The 21,250-nt window shown below is 74.4% G+C and carries 14 protein-coding genes; 8 read left to right on the forward strand and 6 right to left on the reverse strand.

Going from position 1 to position 21,250, the window contains the following annotated elements; genetic code table 11:
- Positions 1-175: 175 nt before the first annotated feature.
- Positions 176-646: a GreA/GreB family elongation factor gene (locus tag AB0Q99_RS04690; RefSeq protein ID WP_363568475.1), complete on the reverse strand. Its 471-nt coding sequence runs from the start codon at positions 644-646 to the stop codon at positions 176-178.
- A gap of 196 nt (positions 647-842) precedes the next feature.
- Entirely contained in the window at positions 843-3,002 is a 2,160-nt protein-coding gene (locus AB0Q99_RS04695; protein ID WP_363569247.1) for a UvrD-helicase domain-containing protein, read from the reverse strand.
- Positions 3,003-3,431: 429 nt separating this feature from the next.
- On the opposite strand from AB0Q99_RS04695, the gene AB0Q99_RS04700 reads away from it, so the two are divergent.
- The 5 genes from AB0Q99_RS04700 (at position 3,432) to AB0Q99_RS04720 (ending at position 12,611) form a co-directional block, all read left to right on the forward strand.
- A complete protein-coding gene (locus AB0Q99_RS04700; RefSeq protein WP_363568477.1) occupies positions 3,432-4,874 on the forward strand; it encodes a glyceraldehyde-3-phosphate dehydrogenase in 1,443 nt (480 codons plus the stop codon).
- Positions 4,875-5,105: 231 nt separating this feature from the next.
- Positions 5,106-5,906 carry a hypothetical protein gene (locus AB0Q99_RS04705; RefSeq protein WP_363568479.1) on the forward strand — a complete coding sequence of 267 codons (801 nt, stop codon included), beginning with the start codon at positions 5,106-5,108 and terminating at the stop codon, positions 5,904-5,906.
- 330 nt (positions 5,907-6,236) lie between these two features.
- Positions 6,237-7,334, forward strand: coding sequence for a hypothetical protein (locus AB0Q99_RS04710; RefSeq protein WP_363568481.1), 1,098 nt, complete (start codon positions 6,237-6,239; stop codon positions 7,332-7,334).
- Positions 7,335-7,611: 277 nt separating this feature from the next.
- Positions 7,612-9,537, forward strand: a complete 1,926-nt coding sequence (locus AB0Q99_RS04715) for an HSP90 family protein (protein ID WP_363568483.1) — start codon at positions 7,612-7,614, stop codon at positions 9,535-9,537.
- Entirely contained in the window at positions 9,537-12,611 is a 3,075-nt protein-coding gene (locus tag AB0Q99_RS04720) for a hypothetical protein (RefSeq protein ID WP_363568485.1), read from the forward strand. The genes AB0Q99_RS04715 and AB0Q99_RS04720 overlap by 1 nt, the downstream gene beginning before the upstream one ends.
- Before the next feature lie 67 nt (positions 12,612-12,678).
- Here AB0Q99_RS04720 and AB0Q99_RS04725 read toward each other — a convergent pair whose 3' ends face one another.
- From AB0Q99_RS04725 to AB0Q99_RS04740, 4 genes are all read right to left on the reverse strand, one after another.
- Positions 12,679-14,019, reverse strand: coding sequence for a carbohydrate-binding protein (locus AB0Q99_RS04725; RefSeq protein ID WP_363568487.1), 1,341 nt, complete (start codon positions 14,017-14,019; stop codon positions 12,679-12,681).
- Positions 14,020-14,473: 454 nt separating this feature from the next.
- Complete coding sequence (locus tag AB0Q99_RS04730; protein WP_363568489.1) at positions 14,474-15,457, reverse strand: Lrp/AsnC family transcriptional regulator; 984 nt, start codon at positions 15,455-15,457, stop codon at positions 14,474-14,476.
- On the reverse strand, positions 15,447-16,898 hold the full coding sequence (locus tag AB0Q99_RS04735) for an MFS transporter (RefSeq protein WP_363568491.1): 1,452 nt from the start codon (positions 16,896-16,898) through the stop codon (positions 15,447-15,449). Before AB0Q99_RS04735 ends, AB0Q99_RS04730 begins: the two co-directional genes overlap by 11 nt.
- Positions 16,899-17,173: 275 nt before the next feature.
- Positions 17,174-18,076, reverse strand: coding sequence for a LysR substrate-binding domain-containing protein (locus tag AB0Q99_RS04740; protein ID WP_363568493.1), 903 nt, complete (start codon positions 18,074-18,076; stop codon positions 17,174-17,176).
- A 138-nt stretch (positions 18,077-18,214) separates the two neighbouring features.
- On the opposite strand from AB0Q99_RS04740, the gene AB0Q99_RS04745 reads away from it, so the two are divergent.
- From AB0Q99_RS04745 to AB0Q99_RS04755, 3 genes are all read left to right on the forward strand, one after another.
- Entirely contained in the window at positions 18,215-19,201 is a 987-nt protein-coding gene (locus AB0Q99_RS04745) for a DMT family transporter (protein ID WP_363568494.1), read from the forward strand.
- Between the two features lie 184 nt (positions 19,202-19,385).
- Entirely contained in the window at positions 19,386-20,447 is a 1,062-nt protein-coding gene (locus AB0Q99_RS04750; RefSeq protein ID WP_363568496.1) for a GNAT family N-acetyltransferase, read from the forward strand.
- A complete protein-coding gene (locus tag AB0Q99_RS04755) occupies positions 20,440-21,228 on the forward strand; it encodes an aminotransferase class IV (RefSeq protein WP_363568498.1) in 789 nt (262 codons plus the stop codon). Before AB0Q99_RS04750 ends, AB0Q99_RS04755 begins: the two co-directional genes overlap by 8 nt.
- The last annotated feature ends 22 nt before the right edge of the window (positions 21,229-21,250 follow it).

Below are 21,250 nucleotides of genomic sequence, written 5' to 3' on the forward strand. Positions count from 1 at the left end.
GCCCCTTGCCCGGATGTTCCGGCTCGCCGATTTTCCGGCGCACCGGTTCCGGATTCCTCACCGGTCAGTGTGGAGTCCGGGGCCGCGGCACGTCAAAGAGGCCGTCCCTGTGACCTGATAGGCGGCGCTTGTCGAGGAATTCGCCGGCCCGCGGGCCTTTCGCCGCACCGGTGCGCTACCCGGCGCTCCGCCCCACCGACAGCACGACCGCGCTGGTCGCGCCGCCCGGCGTCTCGTAGTGCACCGTCTCCCCGGCGTGGCGCCCGAGCAGGGCCTTCCCGAGCGGGCTGTCGGAGGTCACCAGGGTCAGCTCCCGCTCCTCAGCCAGCTCCGCGACCTCGACGGTCTCCTCGTCCCCGTCCGCGAACCGCACGGTGACGGTGGACCCCACCCCCACCACCGCCGTCGACGGAGCCCCGGCGATGCTCGCCTCGCGCAGCCGCTGCTCCAACTCGGCGATCCGCCGGTCCAGCCGCGTCACCTCCGACGCCCGCTGCAACTCGTCCGCCGCGTCCGCCCGGTCCCCCACCGGCTCCACCCCGCGCAGCGTCGCGGCCACCTCCCCCCGATCCGCCCGCAGCTGCGCCAACTCCTCCTGCACCGCACGCAGGCCCTCGGCACTGATGGGTTCGGGACCACCGGTCATCGCCTGCTCCCGGGTCTCTCGCGAAACGCTCAAACACCGGCCGCCTCCCATTACCCCACCCCACCGGTCCCCGGGCAACTCCGGCCGTGCGAGCGCCACTCGGCGCCACTCGGCGCCACTCGGCGCCACTCGGCGCCGCGCGGAGGACCCGGGCGGGCCGGACCAAGCCGCACAGCACCAGGCCGGACGCGGGCCGTCAGCGAACGAGGGCGTCGGCCCGTCGCTGCTCCGGCGCCCGCTGCCGCACGACCGGCGCGAGGAAGCCGCTCGGCGCCCCGTGCCAGGAGACCGAGAGGGCCTCCCGGGCGCGCGTGCACGCCACGAAGAGCAGGCTGAGCTCGCCGTTCAGGTCTTCCCGGTGCTGCTGCGGGTCCGTGTCCTGCGGGGTGATGGCGTTGGGCATGGGCACCACGCCGTCGCTCACGCCCGCGACGGCCATGCAGCGGAACTCCAGTCCCTTCATCCGGTGCATGGTCCCGATCCGCACGCCGGGCGACGGCGCGTTGCCGAGCAGGTAGGCGGGCGTCCCGGCGCGGTCCAGGGCCTGGGCGATGTCGCGGCCGAACTGGACGGTCCGGGCGGCGACGCCGATGTCCTCCGGGCGCACGCCCGAGGCGGTCCACTCCGCGATGCGGGCGACGAGTGCCCGGATCTCCTCGGACTTGTCGGCGTGACCGTGCGTCTCGGGGTGCGCGCCGTGCAGGGTCGAGTGATAGCCGGCCAGGGACTCCTCTCCGCCGTCCATGTCGTCCGGGCGCTCACCGGTGAGCAGGGAGGCGGACCAACTGAGGATCTCGTGCGTGGTCCGGTAGTTGATCCGCAGCCGGGCGGACCGGCCGACCACCTGGATCCCGAGCGAGCGCAGCGAGACCTTGTTCCCGTAGATCCGCTGGTGCGGGTCGCCGGCGAGGAACAGGTCGTCCGGCCCGGGCGCGACGAGTGCGCGGAGGAACCGCCACTGCGCGGGGTGCAGGTCCTGGGCCTCGTCGATCACCACGTGCCGGAACGGGCGGTGCTCCTGCTCGTCGAGCGTCCGTGCGGCCTGCGCGCAGACCTGCAGGAAGGTCCACTCCCCGGCCTGTCGCAGCTCCTCCTCGAACGCGGCCACCACGCGCCACAGTTGGGTCCGCTTCAGCGGCCCGAGGGTGGTGCCCCGGCCGGACCGGGACGCCTTCAGGTACTGCTCCGGACCCTCGATCGCCTGGGCCAGGACGACCTGCCGCCACTCCTGGTCGAGGAACACGTCGGCGAAGTCGACCCCGAGCCGCTCGGCGTTCCGCCCCCAACGGGCCAGGACCGCGCGCTGGTTGAAGACGATCTTCAGCGGGGCGCCGCCCCGGGAGCGGCGGAGGACCTCGTTGGCCAACGCGTCGACGGTGACCACCCGGACCTTCGCCCTGATCCGCTCGTCCGTGACGAGCAGGGCGAGGCAGCGTTCCAACTCCGCGGCGAGGTCCTTGGTGTAGGTGGTGAGCAGCACCGATCCGTCGGGGGCGTCCGGCGGCAGCCGGCGCGCCAGATGGTACGTCCGGTGCAGGGCCACCACGGTCTTGCCGGTCCCGGGGCCGCCGGTGACGCGGGCGGGTCCGTTGAACGACTCCCGGTAGGCGATCCGGTACTGGGCCGGGTGCAGGAAGATCCGCCAGGCGTCGAACGGGCGCTCCAGGATCTCCTGCAGTTCCTCGGGGCCGGACACCAGGGCGACCCGGCCGCGCGCGCGGGCCATCGCCGAGACCAGCTCGTCCTCGGGCCGGCCGGCGCCCACCGGAGCCGCCGCCCGCGCGTACGCCTGGACGATCTCGCGGTCGATGTCGGCCGGCTCCATCCCGCTGGCGAGACCGATCAGGACGTCGAACTGCTGCTCCGGCAGGACCCGGTGGAGCGCCTCCAGATGGGCTTCGTCGGGCAGCAGCCGGATGATCGGCAGGATCTCCTCGTCGATGCCCAGGCTGCGCAGGACCTTGTCGGAGCGGTCGGCGAAGAGCCGCCGGGGTTCGTCGGAGGCCCGGGTCCGCAGGGACGCGGTGGCGCGTTCCAGGGCGACGTCGTTGCGGATCTCGACGCCCTGGGTGGCGGCGTTGACCGAGGCCCGGTGCTTGCCCGCCCAGTCGTTGGCCTTGTCGTGCGGGAGGACCTTCAGCAGCAGGTAGCCGTCGCCGCGGTCGGCCTTGAGGACGACTCCGCGCCAGAAGTCGGTGATCCGGATGGTCCGGATCCGGGGATCGCGCTGGTGGGTGAGCTTCTCCAGGTGCACGCCGGCGTGCGTCGCCCCGGTGAACTTCTCGAAGGTCTCGAAGACCCGTCGCTGCACCGACTTCTCCAGCGCCGCGAACTCCAGCAGGAAGTCCCGGTGCATACCCAGCGTCGCCACGCGGGCCCCCCTCACGCCTCGGTCCGGTCGGGCAGTTGCTCACTGTACTGGCCGGAACGATCACTCGAGGCACCGGCGGACGGCGGTCGTACCCGCCGGTCGGGGGCTCCCGCGGTGCGGCTGCGTGGACGAACCGCTCCGGGGCGCGCGTGCGGCGGCACGCGCCCGCTCGTCGGCGCCGCAGGGGCCGCCCGTCGGCGCCGCGGGGCCCGCCCGTGCGCCCGGGGACGGGTCCCGTCGGCGGTGTCCACGGGCGCCTCCCGAGGGTGGCGGTGATCACCTTCCGGGGCAGGGCGGTGGGGGAAAGCGCAGGTCGGAGGGGTGGGGGAGACGGGTGGAGGTGGGACCGGCCGCTGGGGCGGAGGTGGGCGAAGCTACCATGTGGGCAACACCCTCAGCTCGAAAGATGGACTTGTGACTGTCAACGACGACGTGTTCACGGACTGGAAGAACCGCGAGGAGATCGCGGAGTCGATGATCCCGATCATCGGGCGGCTGCACCGGGAGCGGGACGTCACCGTTCTGTGCCACAGCCGTTCCCTGGTGAACAAGTCGGTGGTCAGCATCCTCAAGACGCACCGCTTCGCCCGGCAGATAGCCGGCGAGGAGCTCTCGGTCACCGAGACGATGCCGTTCCTGAGCGCACTGACCGCCCTGGACCTCGGCCCCTCGCAGATCGACATCGGCATGCTCGCCGCCACGTACAAGGCGGACGACCACGGTCTCTCGGTGGAGGAGTTCACCGCCCGGGCCGTCGCCGGTGCCACCGGGGAGAACAAGCTGGAGCGCCGGTCCGCGCAGGACGTCGTGCTGTACGGGTTCGGCCGCATCGGCCGGTTGGTCGCCCGGCTGCTGATCGAGAAGGCCTCGGCCAACGGCCTGCGGCTGAAGGCCATCGTCGTGCGCAACGGCGGCGGCGACGACCTGGTCAAGCGCGCCTCGCTGCTGCGCCGGGACTCCATCCACGGCCAGTTCCAGGGCACGATCACCGTCGACGAGGCGAACAACAAGATCGTCGTCAACGGCAACGAGATCACGGTGATCTACTCCGACGACCCGACCAAGGTCGACTACACGGAGTACGGGATCAACGACGCGATCCTGATCGACAACACCGGCCGGTGGCGTGACCGCGAGGGCCTGTCGAAGCACCTGCGCCCCGGCATCGCCAAGGTCGTGCTGACCGCTCCGGGCAAGGGCGACGTCCCGAACATCGTCCACGGCGTCAACCACGACATGATCAAGCCGGACGAGCAGATCATCTCCTGCGCCTCCTGCACCACCAACGCCATCGTCCCGCCGCTGAAGGCGATGGAGGACGAGTACGGCGTGGTCCGCGGCCACGTGGAGACCGTCCACTCGTTCACCAACGACCAGAACCTGCTGGACAACTACCACAAGGCCGACCGCCGTGGCCGCTCGGCGCCGCTGAACATGGTGATCACCGAGACCGGTGCCGCCTCGGCCGTCGCCAAGGCCCTGCCGGACCTCAAGGCGCGGATCACCGGCAGCTCGATCCGGGTGCCCGTGCCGGACGTCTCGATCGCGATCCTCAACCTCCAGCTGAAGCGGGAGACCAACCGTGAGGACGTCCTGGAGTACCTGCGCAACGTCTCGCTGACCTCGCCGCTGAAGCGCCAGATCGACTTCATCGACTCGCCCGACGCGGTCTCCAGCGACTTCATCGGCTCGCGCCACGCCTCGATCGTGGACGCCGGCGCGACCAAGGTCGAGGGCGACAACGCGATCCTGTACCTGTGGTACGACAACGAGTTCGGCTACTCGTGCCAGGTCGTCCGGGTCGTGCAGTACATCTCGGGTGTCGAGTACCCGACCTACCCGGCTCCGGCGGTCTGATCCGTCGGTCGCGCGGTGCGGTTCTTCGGCGGGGCGGTGACCGGTTGGTCGCCGCCCCGCCGGCGTTTCGGGGTCCTTCGGGGGTGCTTCGGGGGAGGGGCGGTGCTCTGCCGGCGCGCGGCGCGCGGCGCGCGGCGGGTGGCGGGTGTGGGTGCGGGGACGGGGCGGCGGTGGACGGGGGCGGAGCTGCGGCTATGTTGAGGGGTCACTGACAGCCGGAGGGAGCGGGCGATGGGGATGGGTGGTCGGCGGATGGCGGCCGGGGTGGCGGCCGGAGTGCTGATGGCGGTGCTGGCCGGGTGCTCGTCCGGGGGGTCGAAGGGCGCCGCGGCGACGGCGTCGGGGGCACCGGGCGCGGCGGCGGGTGCGACCGCCTCAACGGCCGCGGCCTCCGCGCCCGCGGACCCGGCCGCGGCGTCGGCGACGGGGGCCGCGTCCGGGGCGGCCGCGGCACCCGCGACCGCGCCCGCGAGCACGGCCGCGCCCGCGTCGGCCCCCGCGGCGGCGCCCAGTGCGGACCTGGAGGCGGCGCTGCTGGACGACAAGCTGGTCGGCCAGGTGCTGCCGGACGCCAAGGCGATGGCCGGGTGGGAGGAGGAGAAGCGCCGGGTCGACACCGCCGACCACACCGTCACCTGCACCGCCGCCAAGCCCTGCACGGGCAAGCCGCTCAGCGCGTCGGTCCGGTTCTCCTCGGGCGACGTGGTCACCCGCTTCATCGTGGAGACCCTGCCCAGCCGGGACGCGGCCAGGAACCGGCTGAAGGAGACGTACACCTCGTACGCCGCCGGGCCGTTCAAGAAGATCGACACCCCGGCGCTGGGCAGCGAGAGCCAGGCCTTCCAGGGGCCGTTGGCCGAGGGCGAGGGCGTCGGCATCGTGGTGCGCTCGGGCACGGTGGTGGCGAGCGTGACCACCGAGGGCGGCCCGGTGGACGTGGCCGCGACGCGGCGGCTCGCGGTCATGCTGGTCCAGCGGATCGAGCAGGCGCAGGCGGGCCGGACGCCGGACGCCGGGCCCGGACCCGCCTGAGAGCAGGTCGTCGGGCACGGTCGGTCGGTCCCCATGGCGACGGACCGTCGGCCGGGGCGGCACGGCGCGGCGCGGTCGGCGTGGCGTGGTGGCCGTGGTGGCGGTGGGCGTGGTGGCGGTGGCAGGTCGCTGTCAGGCAGCGAGGCGTCACCCGTGGTGCCCGCTCGTGCCGTTCCGGGCGCCTCCGCCGGACGTTCCCGCTCCGGTCCCGAGCCGGGAGGGCGCTGGTCTGGGGAAACGGATGTCAGTCGAGCGTGATATGTACTCCATCTGAGGTGGCCGCGGTGCGGCCATGCGAAAGATGCCGATGACGTTCGAGGGGGCCACCACATGCCGCTGTTCCGACGCCGCTCCGGCGGGGAGGGCGCGCAGGACCGGGCCGGGTGGCGCGGGTTCGGGTTCGGCCGGCGCGCCGCCGGGGCGCCGGTGGCGGCCCGCGGTGCCGAGCCGCGGCTCGACCCGACCTTCGGGGACGAGTCCGTGCGCCTGGTGCTCGGTCAGGCCGCGGCCGGGGACTGGGCGGCGCTGCGCCCCGCGCTGGCCGCCGTCGGGGGCGGCGCGAGTGACGGCGCCGCGAATGGTGCCGAGGAGGGCGTCGGGAACGGCGTCGGGGACGGAGCCGAGCTGACGTACCTCGCCGCGGCGATCGCCGACGTGCCCGGGGTCGAGGAGTGGACGGGCCGGGTCCTGGCCGACGCCCCGGACGACTCGCTGGCGCTGCTGCTGTCCGGAGCCCGGCAGATCACCTGGGCCTGGGAGGCACGCACCGGAGCCCGGGCCAAGCACGTCACCGAGGAGCAGTGGAAGCTGTTCCACCAGCGGCTGGACACCGCCGAGGAGCAGCTGCTGGAGGTGGCCGAGCGCGAGCCGGCCTGGCTCGCGCCCTGGTACTTCCTGCAGATCAGCGCCCGCGGCGCCTCGCTCGGACCGGAGGTCGCCGCCTGCCGCTTCGAGGCCGCCGTCCGCCGCTCGCCCGGACACAGCGGCTCGCACCGGCAGCGGCTGCAGCAGCTGTGCGCCAAGTGGGGCGGCTCGCACGAGCAGATGCACGACTTCGCCCGCTCGGCGATGTTGGCCGCGCCCGAGGGCAGCCACCTCGGCGAACTGGTGGCGCTCGCGCACCTGGAGCACTGGCTGGACCTCCCGGACGGCGAGGACCACGCGTACCTGACCAGCCCGACCGTGCTGGGCGAGCTGCAGGAGGCCGCCTTCCGTTCCGTGCTGCACCCGGACTTCAAGCCGGTGCGCGGCTGGCAGGGCGCCTTCAACAGCTTCGCGATGGCCTTCTCGCTCGCCGACCAGCGCAAGACCGCCCGGCTGCTGTTCGACGCGCTGGACGGGGCCGTCACCGAGTCGCCCTGGCACTACCTGTCGGGGGACCCGGTCAAGACCTACCGCGCCCACCGCGACCGCTGCGCCGCGTCCTGAGGCCGACCGTGAACCCATGACGACCTCGTGAACCCGTGACGACCGTGAACCGAGCCCGACCCGTGAACCTGTGAACCTGTGAACCCGTGACGACCGTGAACCGAGCCCGACCCGTGAACCTGTGAACCTGTGAACCCGTGACGACCGTGAACTGACGTCAACCGTCCGCCGTCGCCGACCGCGTACCGACGCCGACCGTCTGCAGCCACCGAGCCGCGCACCGACGCCGAGCCGCGTCCCCCGAACGCCATCCGCCCCGCGATCGAAAGAGCCTCCGGTGTCCCCAACCGACAACCCGACGAGTGCGCACACCTTCCAGGTGGACCTGCGCGGCCTGGTGGACCTGCTCTCCCACCACCTCTACTCCAGCCCGCGGGTCTACCTGCGCGAACTGCTGCAGAACGCGGTGGACGCGATCTCCGCCCGCCGCGCCCTCGACCCCGGGGCGCCGGCCCGGATCACCGTCCGCGCCGACGACGAGCTGTCCGTCACCGACACCGGCGTCGGCCTGACCGAGCAGGACGTCCACACCTTCCTCGCCACCATCGGCCGCAGCTCCAAGCGCGACGCCGACGGCCGCCTCGACGGCGACGGGCTGGCCAGGGCGCGCGGCGACTTCATCGGCCAGTTCGGCATCGGCCTGCTCGCGTGCTTCGTGGTCGCCGACGAGATCACCGTGGTCACCCGCTCCGCCGCCGCGCCGGACGCCCCGGTGATCGAGTGGCGCGGCAGCTCCGACGGCAGCTACACCATCCGCACCCTGCCCACCGAGGCCAAGCCCGAACCGGGCACCACCGTCACCCTCGCCCCGCGCGCCGACGCCGCCGAGTGGACCCGCCCCGGCCGGGTGCTCACCCTCGCCCGGGACTTCGGCAGCCTGCTGCGCCACGACGTCACCGTGACCGACGCGAACGGCACCGAACACCGGGTCAACCGCACCCCGCCGTGGGCCGAGCGCCACGCCTCCCCGCTGGCCAAGCGCGACGCGCTCGCCGAGTACTGCCGCACCACCTTCGACTTCACCCCGCTCGACACCATCGAGCTGGACCTGCCGCTGGTCGGCCTGCGCGGCGTCGCGTACGTGCTGCCGGACGCCGCCCCGCCGTCGCGCCGCAACGGCCACCGGGTGCACCTCAAGGGCATGCTGCTGTCCGAGCAGGCCGACGAACTGCTGCCGGACTGGGCGTTCTTCGTCCGCTGCGTCGTCGACACCGACGGGCTGCGCCCCACCGCCTCCCGCGAGGGCCTGTACGCCGACGAGACGCTGGCCGCCGTCCGTGACGCGCTCGGCGCCCGGATCCGCGACTGGCTGACCGGCCTCTCCGCGAGCGACCCGGCGCTGCTGCACCGCTTCCTGTCCGTCCACCACCTGGCGGTCAAGGAACTCGCGCGCTACGACGACGAGTTGCTGCGGATGATGCTGCCCTGGCTACCGTTCGAGACCACCGACGGCAACGTCACCCTGGACGAGTTCGCCCGCAGCCACCCGGTCGTGCTGGTGACCCGTACGGTCGAGGAGTTCCGCCAGGTCGCCCCGATCGCCGGCGCGGCCGGCCTCGGTGTGGTCAACGGCGGCTACACCTACGATCGCGACCTGGTGCACCGACTGCCCGAGATCCGCCCCGGCGTCTCGGTCTCCGACCTCGACCCGGGCACCGTCACCGCGCACCTGGACACCGTCGACCCGGCCGCGGAGCTGGCCGCCAACGCCTTCCTCGCGATCGCCCGCGAGGTGGTCGGCCGGTTCGACTGCGACGTCGCCCTGCGCAGCTTCCACCCGACCAACGCGCCCGCCCTGCTGCTCGACAACCGGGAGGCCCGGCACGAGCGCACGCGCGCCCAACTCGCGGATGAGGCGGACGGGTTGTGGGCGGACATCCTCGGCTCGCTGCGTGCCGAGGTGCCCCGCGCCCAGCTGGTGCTCAACCACCTCAACCCGCTGGTGCGCCGCGCCGCGACCGTGACCGACCGGGAGCTGGCCGTCACCGCCGTGGAGGCGCTGTACGGGCAGGCCGTGCTGATGACCCGCCGCCCGCTCAAGGCCAGCGAGTCCGCCCTGCTCAACCGGTCGTTCATCAGCCTGCTCGACCACGCCATGCTCGGCCACGAGGCCGCCGGAGCGGGTGGAGCGGGTGGCGCGGGCAGGGCCGGCGGCACCGGCGAGGCGGGCGGCCCGAACCGCGACGGCGAGCAGGAGGCGTGATGCTGGACACCCCCGACGCGGTGATGGCCGCGCTGCACGAGAACGACTCCCGCCCGTACGGCCGCACCCGGACCGTCACCGCCGAGGAACTCGTCGACGCCGCCGAGCAGTTCGACGACACCAAGGTCCGTTCGATGGCCCTGCTCGAACTGATGGAGGCCTACGAGTACGACGGCGAGCGCAACAAGCTCCCGGTCGTGTTCGCCCGCGTGCTGAGGCTCTGGGACAAGGACCCGGACGGCTTCGGCGAGTGGGCCCGCCACCAGGTGTTCTGGCGTTTCAAGTGGGTGGCCGGCTCGCTGCGGCAGAACCCGGACGTGCCGCTGACGGCCGTCGAGCGCTGGCTCACCGAACTGCGCGACCGCTACCGGGCGGCCGGCTACGGCCTCCAGCCGTACTACGCCGAGCGCTACCACCTGGCCGGCCTCACCGGCGTCGGCGTCCAGGACGCGTACGAGCTGTGGGCGGCCCGCCCGCGCTCCGAGATGAGCGACTGCCACGCCTGCGAGACCCGTTCCCGCGCCCGGCACGCCCTCGGCCTCGGCGACGACGCCCGCGCGCTGGACGTGCTGGCCCCGGTGCTCAGCGGCCGCAGCACCTGCGAACTGGAGCCCTACCTCAGCCAGTCGGTCGCCCTGCTGCCGCTGCTGCGTCAGGGCCGGCTGGACGAGGCCCGCTCCGCACACCTCACCGGCTACCGCTTCGCGCGCGGCAAGTCCTCGATGCTGAGCTCCGTCGCCCGGCACGTCGAGTTCTGCGCGCTGTCCGGCAACGAACCGCGCGGCCTGGAACTGCTCGCCGAGAACCGCGACCTGTTCGCGGTCACCGGCGAGGCCGCCTCCCGGCTGGACTTCCTGACTGGCGTCGAGGTGCTGATCGCCGTCCTGGCCCGGGCCGGGCACGGCGAACTCGCGGTCAGCGGCCCGGCCGGCACCGTCTGGACGGTGGACACCCTGCTCGCCCACCTGCGCACCGAGGCGGACGCGTTGGCCGCCCGCTTCGACGCCCGCAACGGCACCGACGCGGTCAGCGCCGCGCGCCGCGCGCGGCTGGCCGTCGAGCCGCTGCTGGCCGAGCCGCTGGCCCTGGGCGTGCGGGCCGCCGCCGCGCCCGAGCTGTCCGCGGCCCCGGCCGCCGCGCCCGCGCCGCGCCGGGCGGTCGAGGTGGAGCCGGAGGACTTCACCGCCCTGGTGGTCCGGGCCCGCGAACTGGAAGCCCTCGGGCACCCGGACTCCGACCGGCTCTGGAAGCGGATCGCCGAGCGCGTCGCCGCCGCGGACTTCGTCCACCCGGAGGGCACGGAGGTCGGCAGCCCCGAGCGGCTGCGCGCGGAACTCGCCGAGCAGCGCGCGCACGACGCGCTGCAGCGCGACGCGCACGCCGAGGGGAAGGCCGGACTGCTGGCCGCCGCCGGGCTGTTCGAGGCGGCGGGGATGCCCGGGGCCGCGCTGATGGTCAGCACCCGGGCGCTGATCGTGGAACTCGACGAGGAGTCGGGTGGGGCGGCGGCCGCCGCTGGAGTGGTTGCCGGCGACGCTGACACGGGCGCGGGTGCTGACACCGGCGCGGGCGTGAGCGACGACGCGGACGCGGGCGGCGATGCGGACGCGGGTGGCGATGCGGACGCGGGCGGCGACACGGATGCGGGCGGGAGCAAGGGCAGGACGGCCGACTGGGTCGCGCTCGACGCGGCGCTGGCCCGGGCCGAGGAGCTGCGGGCGACGGGCGGGATGACCGACGACGACTACCTGATCGTGCTGCAGAGCCGTGCCTACGCCGCCCACCACGACCTGGTGGAGACGCTGCCCGAGCCCTCCGCCGAGACCGCCGCGCGCTTCGAGGCGGCCGTCGGCGGATACCACCGGACCGCCGTCGAGCTGGGCTCCGCCCGTCGCGCCGCCACCTCCCGGCAGTACACCGCCGACGCCGCTGCCCGGCAGGGCCGGTTGGCCGAGGCGACCGCCGAACTGCGCGAGGTGCTGGCCCAGTTGGACGCGGCCGAGCTGCCCTGGCAAACCCCGCGGGTGCTCGGCCTGCTGGGTCAGGTGCTGCTGCAGGGCGGCGAGCCGGGCCAGGCCGTCGAGGCGTTCCACCGGGCGCTGGCCGAGGCCGCGCGCTGGGGCGAGGACTCCTACCCGTACGCGCCGACGTACATGATGCTCGGTCACTCCTGCCTGCAGGTGGGGGACCTCGGCGGCGCGGTCCGCGCGCTGTCGGAGGCGGCCGCGCGCTACGACCGCAAGGGACCGGAGGCCGTCGAGGAGGCCGCGCAGGTGCGGCTGCAGCTGGCCGACGTGCTGCGCGACACCGGGCGGGCGGCGGACGCGGTCGCCGTCCTGGAGTCCGTGCTGCTGGACGCGTCGGCGGCCCGGCTGGACGTCCGGATGCTCGCCCAGACCAGGCTGGACCTCGCCCGCGGCCTGGTCGAACTGGAGGAGTACCGGGACGCCGCCGAGGAGTACCTGCGACTGGCCGAGCTGGTGGCCGGCTGGGAGGACCAGGAGACCCACACCATGGTCGCCTGCGAAGCCGCCCTGGCACTCGCCCAGGCGGACCGCTGGGACGCGGCTGAGGCGGCGCTCGGTCGGGCCCGCGCGGCCCATGCCGAGGCCCCGCAGGTCGACCAACTGGCCGCCACGCTGAGGGAGTTGGCACGGATCACGATGCGGGTGCAGGGTGCGGACGGCCTGCCCGCCGCGCTGGCCCTGGTGGCCGAGGCGGACGCGGTCGGCGCGACCGCCGACGAGCGCGGCCAGGAGTACAACGCCTGGTACCTGCGCGGCGGTTCGCACTACGAGCGGGCGCGCTGCCTGGCCGTCGCCGAGCGGTACGAGGAGGCGCTCGCGGAGATCGAGCGGGCCGTCACGGTGTACGGGCAGGGCGGCGAGCGGGCCGAGGCGCCGCGGGCGGAGTCCGTCCGGCTGGCCGCGCTGATCGAGGGCAGCGACCTCGGTCGCACCGCGGCGGCGGCGGCCCGGCTGACCGCCGGCATCGCGCGCTGCGAGGCGGCCGGGCTGCCGGAGGCGGCGCAGGTGCTGGCGGAGCTGCGGGAGCGGTTCGCGGCGTCGGAGTGAGGGAGGGACGCGCCCGGCGTGGCGCCCGGCCGGTGCGGACGTCGGGCCGGCCGGGCGCGTCCTCCGGTCAGCAGGGGCCGTCGTCGGCCCAGACGCCCCACTGGCCGCTGGCGCTCGGCACCTCGTTCAGCGTCCACCACTTGGCGTGGTAGTTGTGCCCGTTGTAGGAGACCTTGGCGCCGCCGGTGTACGTGGTGCTCGCGCTCCACGCCGGGGCGGTGCAGGCGCCGGGGGTGCCCGGGCTGGTCGGCGGCGTGGTCGGGGGCGTCGTCGGCGGGGTGGTGGGCGGGGTCGCCCCGGCGAACTTCACCGTGTACTTGGTGAAGTCCCAGTCGTTCTGCGCCACGCTGGAGCAGGAGCCGGACAGCCCCGGGTCCACCGGTCCCTGGCACTGCCGGTCGCGGTTGACCGACCAGTAGGTGTACCGGGCCAGGCCGTGCGCGGTGGCGAAGTCCAGCACGGTCTGGAAGTCGGCCTGGCGGAAGTACTCGGCTGCGTCGGTGCGGCCGTTCATCATCGACACGCCCTCGTGGGCGTAGGCGGTGGCCTCGTTCCAGCCGAAGGTGGTCTGCAGGATCTGGTTGAACTTCACCAGCGCGTCGGTCTGCGCCGCGGCGCCGTTGAAGCCGCCGTCGAACGGCATGATCGAGTAGTTGTTCGGCGTGAAGCCCTGGGACTTGGCCTCGTTGAGCATCTGGGTGCCGAACCAGCCGGTGCCCGCGTTGGTGCCGGCGGTGGTGATCGACACGTACAGGCCCGGGTTGTTCTGCTGGAGGATCCTCGCCGCGCCGATCTCGTTGTGGATGGCCGCGGTGTTCTCGTACTCCGGCTCCTCCAGGTCGAAGTCGATCGCCTTGAGCTGGTACTTGGTGATCACCTTCTGGTAGCCGGCCGCGGTCGCCTCCGGCGTGCCGCAGACCTGGCCCAGCTTGGTGCCGCCGTACCCGCCGACCGAGACCGAGACGTCGCCGCCCTTGCCGCGGATGGTCTGGATGACGGCCGGCATGGTGGTGTCGGTGTCGATCGAGGAGGTGCCGCCCCAGGCGGGGGAGCAGTTGTTGCCCTGGGCCAGGATGAACGCCAGCTGGAAGGCCTTCTGGCCGGTGGCGTCCATGACGGCGGCGGCGTCCGGCGGGCTGTTGTCCTCGGGCATCAGGTACGGCGCCGAGGCGTACCAGTTGCTGCCCAGGCCGGTCGAGGCGGTGGTGGCGGAGGTGTCCGCGGCGGCGGAGCCGGTGCCGGCCAGGGCGGCGACGCCCCCGGCGACCAGCCCCAGCACGCCGACCACGGCGAGGGCGGTCCGGCGGGGGCGGCGCCGGTGGCCGGGGGCAGCCGGTGCGGCAGGTGTGGCCGGTGTGGCTTGGCCGGCGTCCGGGCCGGCGGGGTGTGCGGGAATAGCGCGTTCCATCGGAGGCCTTCCAGGAAACAGCGGTGGGGGAAGTGCCCGTCCGCGCCGGAGGTGGGGGTGGCGCGGCGGCAGGCCGAAACGGCCCAGGAGCGTGGGGTGTTGCCCTGGACTCCCACTGGTATAGACCTGTCCCGGAGGGTGGGTCAAGACCCGGCGGACGGGGGTGCGTCAGTTGCGGGGAACGGGAGTTGCCCATTCCGGATTCCCGCGCGTCGTCGGCCAGCGGGCCCGGGACGGACGAGCTCTCGGACGGTCGGTTGGATCTTCGACGGGCGATTGGCGACGGGCGATTGGCGACGGGCCGGCGGTGACCGGCGAGCGGTGAGAACTCGTGAGTGCATGGCATGGCACGGCACGGCACCCGGCTCCGGGCACCCACTGCGGCGGCGGGTGTGGTCACCCGGGCGGACCTGGACGGAGCCCGGGTGGTGGTCGGCCGGCCGTGATCCGGCGGTCAGGGCCGTCCGGGTCCCGGTGGCGCCGGGACCGGGCCGGCGGCCTTGAGGGTGCGGAGGACGGGGGCGGACTCCAGGGCGGTGATCTCCGGGACGGCGCCCAACCGCGTTGTCACGTACCGGTGGAGGTCCGCCGGGTCGGTGCACAGGGCAATGGCGGCGAGGTTGCTGGGGCCGGTGGTGGCGGCGACGAAGGCGAGTTCGCGGTGGGTGGCGAGGGCGCGGCCGACACGGTCGAGGTGGGCGGGGGCGACCCTGAGCCAGAGCAGCGCCTGCAGGTCCGCGCCCAGGAGCCGGGCGTCGAGTTCCACGTCGAGGAACACGGCGCCGTCGGAGCGGAGTTCGGCGAGTCGGCGGGCGACGGTGGCCGGGGTGCGGCCGGTGGCGGCGGCGAGGTCTCCGAGGGGCGTGCGGCCGTCCCGGTGGAGTGCGCCGAGCAGGGCGTGGTCGGCGGTGTCGGTGTGGTCGAGGCCGCCGGACGGGAGGCTCGCGGCGGTGGGGCGGAGCCGGGCCTGCTGTTCCTCGCTGAGGGCCTCGGTGCTGACCGGCCAGGCGCTCGGACCGCCCCGGTAGGTGTGCAGCAGGCAGTGGGCGGAGACGTCGGTGACGGCGGCGGCGCGGGGGATGTCGCGCAGCAGCAGGCTGTGGCCGTCGGCACCGGGGCCGGTGTCCACGATGGCGGTGATCTCGGTGCCGCCGGAGGTGAGCTTCACCCAGGCGGTGTCGGCGCGCCGGACGAGCGCCTGGGCGAGGTTCTGGGCGGTGTGCGGTCCGGCGGTGAGGCGGAGCAGCCACTGTGTCCGCCCGGCCCGGTGCGGGTCGGCGAGGCCGACCACTCGCAGGCCGGCCTCGGCGCGCAGCCGCCGGTAGCGGCGGGCGACGGTCTGCGGGGAGACGTCGAGGACGGCGGCGATCCGGTTGAACGGGGCGCGCCCGTCGACGCGCAGGGCGTGGACGAGCGCGCGGTCGAGGTCATCGAGCATGCCGGGGTTCCCCGTGGTCGGACTCACCGTCCGATTCTGCCGGGTGGGCGCGATTGCGGGTGTGGGCACGGGCGCGATCGCGGGCGTTGGCGTGGGCGCCATGAGCGTCGCTCATCAGACGTCCCGCCACGGCCACGGCCGCCAGCACCCCGACCGCCACCCAGCAGGCGCGCTGCGCCCCGGTGGTGTCCGGGGCGGCCAGGTAGATCCGGCCGAGCACCGCGACGCCGAGCGTGGACCCGAGTTGCTGAACGGCGTTGAGCAGGCCCGCCGCCGAGCCGGTCTCCTGCGGCCGCAGCGGCTTCAGCGCGGTGGTGAAGAAGGCGGGGGTGAACAGGCCTTGCCCGAGCCCCACCACGGCTAGCGCGTACGGCAGTGCCTCCGGCCGCTGGCCCGTCCGGTAGGCGCCGACGGTGGCCAGCACCCCGACCGCCATGACGGCCACCCCGGCGGGCATCACCCGTGCCCCGTACCGCCGGACCAGCGACGACCCCGCCCACAGCGAACCGACCGCCAGTCCGGCCGACATCGGCAGCAGGGTCAGGCCGGAGGCCAGCGGGTCGGCGCCGCTGCCGAGTTGGAGGTGCAGGACGACGACCAGACCGAGCCCCGTGGTGGCCGCGAAGGCGAGCGCGAGGGCGACCAGCGCGGCCGGGAACCGCGGGGAGGTGAACAGGCTGGGCTCGACCAGGGTGTCGGTGCCGCGTCGGGCCCCGCGCCGCTGGTGGACGACGAAGACCACCGCGACGACCGCCCCGACGGCCGTCCACCCCGCCGGCGTGCCCCCGGCGGCGAGCAGTGGCAGCGTGACCAGCGCGGTCGCGAGCGCCGCGAGCGTGCTGCCGACCGGGTCGAGGCCGGGGCGGCGCGGGGTGCGGTCCTCCGTGAGCAGCGGGGCGAGCACGAGGACGGCGAGCGAGAGCGGGAGGTTGACGAGGAAGACGGCGCGCCAGGAGGAGCCGAACAGGTCGGCGTGGGTGAGGAGCCCGCCGAGTACCGGTCCGGCGACCGCCGCGAGCCCCATCACCGGACCGATGGTGCCCAGCGCCCGGGCCGTCTCCGGGCCCCGGAACATGGCCTTGACCAGGCCGATGGTCTGCGGCACGATCACGGCGGCCGTCGCGCCCTGGACGGCCCGGAAGGCGAGCAGCGCGCCGAGCGTGGGCGCGCAGGCGCAGGCCAGCGAGGCGAGCAGGAAACCCGCGACCCCGATCCGGAACACCCGCCTCCGTCCGGCCCGGTCACCGAGCCGCCCGCCGGTGAGCAACAGGACGGCGAACGGCAGGGTGTACGCGGCGGTGAGCCAGGGCACGGCGGCGGCCGGCCCGCCGAGGTCGGCACGCATGCGCGGCGCGGCGACCTGCACGATCGTCGCGTCCAGCAGGTTCATCGCCTCGGCGGTGAGCAGCGCGCAGAGCGCCCACCAGCGGCGCGGGTGCACGGGCGCCGGTCGAGTGGATGAGGACTGCTCGGCCGTCTCGTACTCGGCCGTGTCCTGCCCGTCCGTCGGACGCGTGTCCGTCGGATGCGTGTCCGTCGGATGCGCGGTCGGCGGCGCGGACGGTGGGGGCAGCGGGTGTGCGGGCAACGGGTCCTCCCTCGGGGTACGGCCGGAATGCCGTCACCCTCCGGCCGCACGCCCGCGCCGGCCAGCCGCTGCCGCCGGGATCGACGGGAAGTTCCACCGATCCCGCCCCCGGCGCCGAAAAACTCCACTCAGGCCGGTGACCCCGCGAGGGCCCTCCCCTTCGTCATCGTGCCCAATCCCGCGAGCAGCCCGCTGACCACCGGGGACCACGGCCGACCGGCCGGCCCGGTGAGCGTGAGCGTTCGGTGGACGGCGGGCCGGATCGGGACCAGCACGCAGTCGGCCGGGAGCATCGGCAGGGCCAGCGCGGGCATCACCGAGACCCCGACACCGGCGTGCACCATGCCGATCAGGGTGTTGAGGTCGCGGATCCGGTGCCGGGGCTCGAAGCGGGTCCCGGCCCGCCGGTAGGCCTCCCGGATGTGGCGCTCGCAGCCGCCCTCCGAGAGCAGGAAGTCGTCGTCCTCCAACTCGGCGACGTGGATGGTCTCCTGGCCGGCGAGCGGGTGGTCGCGGCGCAGCAGCGCGTGCATCGAGTCCGCGCCGAGCGTGACCGCCCCGGGCCGCGGCGGTCCGGCGTCCACCAGGACGGCGGCGTCCACCGTGCCGGCCTCCAGCCAGGCGGGCAGCTCGGCGTCCTCGCCCTCGAAGACCCGGACGGTGACCTCCGGGTACGCGGCCTTCCAGTCCCGCAGCAGCCCGGGCAGCAGCGCCTGGCAGACGGTGGTCGGCGCGGCCAGCCGGACGGTACCGGTCAGGCCGCCCGTGTGCCTGGTCGCGACGGTGCGCACGGCGGCGGCCGAGGCGACGGCCGTACGGGCGTGCGGCAGGACCTGCTCGCCGAGCGGCGTCGGCCGGCAGGGAACGCCGCGCATCAGGACGGGTGCGCCGAGCACCCGCTCCAACGCGCCCACGGCGTGCGAGACGGCGGACTGGCTGATGCCCAGTTCGTCGGCGGCCGCGCCGAAGCCGCCGGTGTCGGCGACCGCGACCAGCGCTCTCAGCTGGGCCAGGTTGACCTCCGTGGTCATCGGGCGTCCTGAGGCGTGTGACCTGGGGACATGAGACTTCCTCATCCATGTCGGAGTGCCACTTGTTGGACTCATACTCGGACGCCGGGCCACCCTCTGTCCAGCAGGGAACAGCGGAGGAATGCGGGGGTGGTTGCGGTGCGACGATGGCTGCCGGGGTTTGCGGCACTGTCGGCGATCTGGGGTGCGAGCTTCGCCCTGATCAAGGTGGCGGTCGACGCGGGGGTGCCCCCGGTCTGGGTGGCGCTGTGGCGGTGCCTGCTGGGCGCGGTCACGTTGGGCGCCGTCCTGGTGCTGCGCGGTGAGCGGATCCCGCGTGATCGTGCGCTGTGGGGGCACTCGGCGGTGGTCGCGGTGCTGCTCAACACCGTGCCGTTCATCCTGTTCCCGTTCGGCGAGACCATGGTCAGCTCGGTGCTCGCCGGGGTGATGAACGCGACCACTCCGCTGTTCACCCTGCTGTTCGCGGTGCTCACCGCCGCTGAGGAGCGCCGCCCGGGCGCCCGCAGGCTGACCGGCCTCGCGCTCGGGTTCGTCGGCGTGCTCACGGTGCTCGGGGTCTGGCGCGGGACCGGCTCCGGCTCCGGCGAGGCGGTCGGAGGGCTCGTCTGCCTGGCCGCCGCCTGCTGCTACGGGGCGGGCTTCGCCTACCTGCGGCGCTTCCTGTCCGGTCGTCCGGAGTCGGTCACCACCCTCTCCGCTCTCCAGATCGGCTGCGCCGCCGCCGAGTTGGCCGTGATCGCGCCGCTCGCCGCGGGCGCCCCGCACTGGCCCGGGGCCGGACCGGCCGCCGCCCTGCTGGTGTTCGGCATGGTCGGCACCGGCTTCGCGTACGTGCTCAACCTCGACCTGGTCCGGACCGCGGGCGCCACCGTGGCCTCGTCCGTCACCTACGTCATGCCGCTGTGGTCCACCGCGATCGGCGCGCTGTTCCTCGCGGAGCCGGTCGGTTGGAACGCCCTGGCCGGCGGCGCCCTGGTGATCGCGGCCGTGGCGCTGACCCGGCCCGGTCGGCGGACCGTGTCCGACACGTCCGACGCGGCAGACGCGTCCGACGTGCCCGGTGGGACGGGCGCGTCCGACGTGGCGGACGAGGCGTCGAAGGCGCGTCAGACCGCCGGTTAGGGCGCGCGCCGCCTCGGCGACGGCTCGTACGAAGATGCCGCGCATGGGGATCTCCTTCCCGAACGGACCCTCCCGGGACAAGCCGGTGGGAACCGGGCTGATCGGACAGCCGTATTCGTACCCGACCTGACGTTCGGTGTCCACTGAATTACGGAATGTCTCCTGTTCCGGCTAGGGTGACCGCGTGGTGAGGTCGTGGGATGCGGCGGTGGAGCGGGCGCAGGACCGGCTGGCGGCGGGGTCGCGGCTGCGGGCGGCCGCCGAGGGGGAAGAACGACGGTTCGCCTGCTGGGACTTGGCGTCCCTGGTGGAGGGCGAGCTGGGCGAGCTGGTGGAGCCGGACGGGCTGGCGCCACCGGCGGAGCGCGGCTGGCGCGAGCGGCTGGGCGAGAGCGGCCGGGACTGGCCCGGCGGGGAGTTGTACCGCCGCCGGTACTGGATCCGGGACGACGACGGCGCCGTCGTGGGCACCGTCGCGGTGGACAACTGGACCAGGGGACCGGGCCAACTCGCCGTCTCCTCCCTCTACGTGAGCCCGGCCGCGCGCGGACGCGGACTGGCCGCCGCCGCGCTGGACGAGGTGTACGCGGCGGCCACCGCCGAGGGCCTGCCCGGGTTCCGGCTGGAGGCGCACTGGACCTGGCAGCCGGCCGTCCGCTACTACCTGCGCCGGGGGCTGTGGGTGGTCGGCTGGAAGCGCTCGCTCACGCTCGCGCGGATGCCCCAACTCCCCTCCTACCGGGTGCGCGAGGTGGACGGGCGGCTCCTCCTGCTGGTCGCCGACCGGCTGCACGGCTGGGTGCCGATACTGACCGCCGGTCGCGAGGGCCGCTGGCTGCGCCTGGACGAGACGCCCGACTACCGGGGCGCCGACGGCTGGGTGCACCACTACGCGCGCTCGACGCTGGCCCTGCACCTGGCGCTCGCGGGCTTCCCGCTGGTGCGCGGCCCGCAGTGGTGGGCGGAGGCGTGGCGCTGGTCGGACGCGGGGGAGCCGGAAGGACTGGCGTACCGGATCGAGGAGTTCGAGCGGGCCGCCCGTCGTCCGGTGTCCTCCCCGTACCGCCCGGTGTCGGTGCCCGCGCCGCAAGGTCCGCCGCAGGACCTTGCGGCGCGGACCCCGGCTCGGGGCTCGGCACAGGACCCGCTGCGGGACCCGGCACAGGACCCGGGGCAGGCCGTGGTGCGGGCCCCCGCGCGGCCCGCGGCGCCGGCGCCACAGCTGGCAGACTCGGGGGATGGCTGAGATCGAGATCGACGGCGCCCCCGCCGACCCGGCGCGGCTGGCCGCGCTGGGGCTGCTCAACTACGGGCACTTCACCACCCTGCGCGCCGAGGCGGGCCGGGTCCGTGGGCTGACGCTGCACCTGGACCGGCTGGTCCGGGACTGCCGCACGGTGTTCGCCGCCGAGCTGGACCGGGAGGCGGTGCGGGAACGGATCCGCGCGGTGCTGCCCGCCGACGGCGCGCCGGTGACCGTCCGGGTCACCGTGTACGACCCGGCGCTCGGCCTGGAGCGCCCCGCCGCTCCCGCCGCGCCCGTCCTGCTGGTCACCACCCGCCCGGCCGCGACGGCCGCACCGGCCCCGCTGCGGGTGCGCACCGCGGTGTACCGGCGCGAGCTGCCGGAGGTGAAGCACGTCGGCCTGTTCGGCCTGGTGCACCACCGTCGGCAGGCCCAACTCGCCGGCTACGACGACGTGCTGCTGGTCGATTCGGACGGCCGGGTGACCGAGGGCGCCACCTGGAACATCGGCTTCCTGGACGGGGACGAGCTGGTCTGGCCGGAGGGTCCGAGTCTGCCCGGCGTCACCGAGGCCCTGCTGTCCGGCGCGTACCGGGGGCCGCAGTCCCGCGAGCCGCTGCCCGCCGCCGGGCTGGGCCGCTTCGGCGCCGCCGTCGCGGTGAACGCGGGCGTCGGCGTCCGGCCGCTGGCGGCCGTCGACGCCGCCGCCCTCGACCCGGCCCACCCGGTGCTCGCCGAACTGCGCGCGGCCTACCTCGGGATCGCCGCCGAAGCGGTGTAGGGATAACCCCACCCCCGGTCCG

Source organism: Kitasatospora sp. NPDC086791 (genome assembly GCF_040685975.1).
Classification (GTDB): Bacteria; Actinomycetota; Actinomycetes; order Streptomycetales; family Streptomycetaceae; genus Kitasatospora.

Bases quoted from the DNA above. Each gene is read 5' to 3' on its own strand.
- AB0Q99_RS04725 (WP_363568487.1), bottom strand. From the start codon at position 14,019: ATGGAACGCGCTATTCCCGCACACCCCGCCGGCCCGGACGCCGGCCAA.
- AB0Q99_RS04755 (WP_363568498.1), top strand. From the start codon at position 20,440: ATGGCTGAGATCGAGATCGACGGCGCCCCCGCCGACCCGGCGCGGCTG.
- AB0Q99_RS04740 (WP_363568493.1), bottom strand. From the start codon at position 18,076: ATGACCACGGAGGTCAACCTGGCCCAGCTGAGAGCGCTGGTCGCGGTC.
- AB0Q99_RS04710 (WP_363568481.1), top strand. From the start codon at position 6,237: ATGCCGCTGTTCCGACGCCGCTCCGGCGGGGAGGGCGCGCAGGACCGG.
- AB0Q99_RS04705 (WP_363568479.1), top strand. From the start codon at position 5,106: ATGGGGATGGGTGGTCGGCGGATGGCGGCCGGGGTGGCGGCCGGAGTG.
- AB0Q99_RS04695 (WP_363569247.1), bottom strand. From the start codon at position 3,002: ATGCACCGGGACTTCCTGCTGGAGTTCGCGGCGCTGGAGAAGTCGGTG.
- AB0Q99_RS04720 (WP_363568485.1), top strand. From the start codon at position 9,537: ATGCTGGACACCCCCGACGCGGTGATGGCCGCGCTGCACGAGAACGAC.
- AB0Q99_RS04730 (WP_363568489.1), bottom strand. From the start codon at position 15,457: ATGCTCGATGACCTCGACCGCGCGCTCGTCCACGCCCTGCGCGTCGAC.
- AB0Q99_RS04690 (WP_363568475.1), bottom strand. From the start codon at position 646: ATGACCGGTGGTCCCGAACCCATCAGTGCCGAGGGCCTGCGTGCGGTG.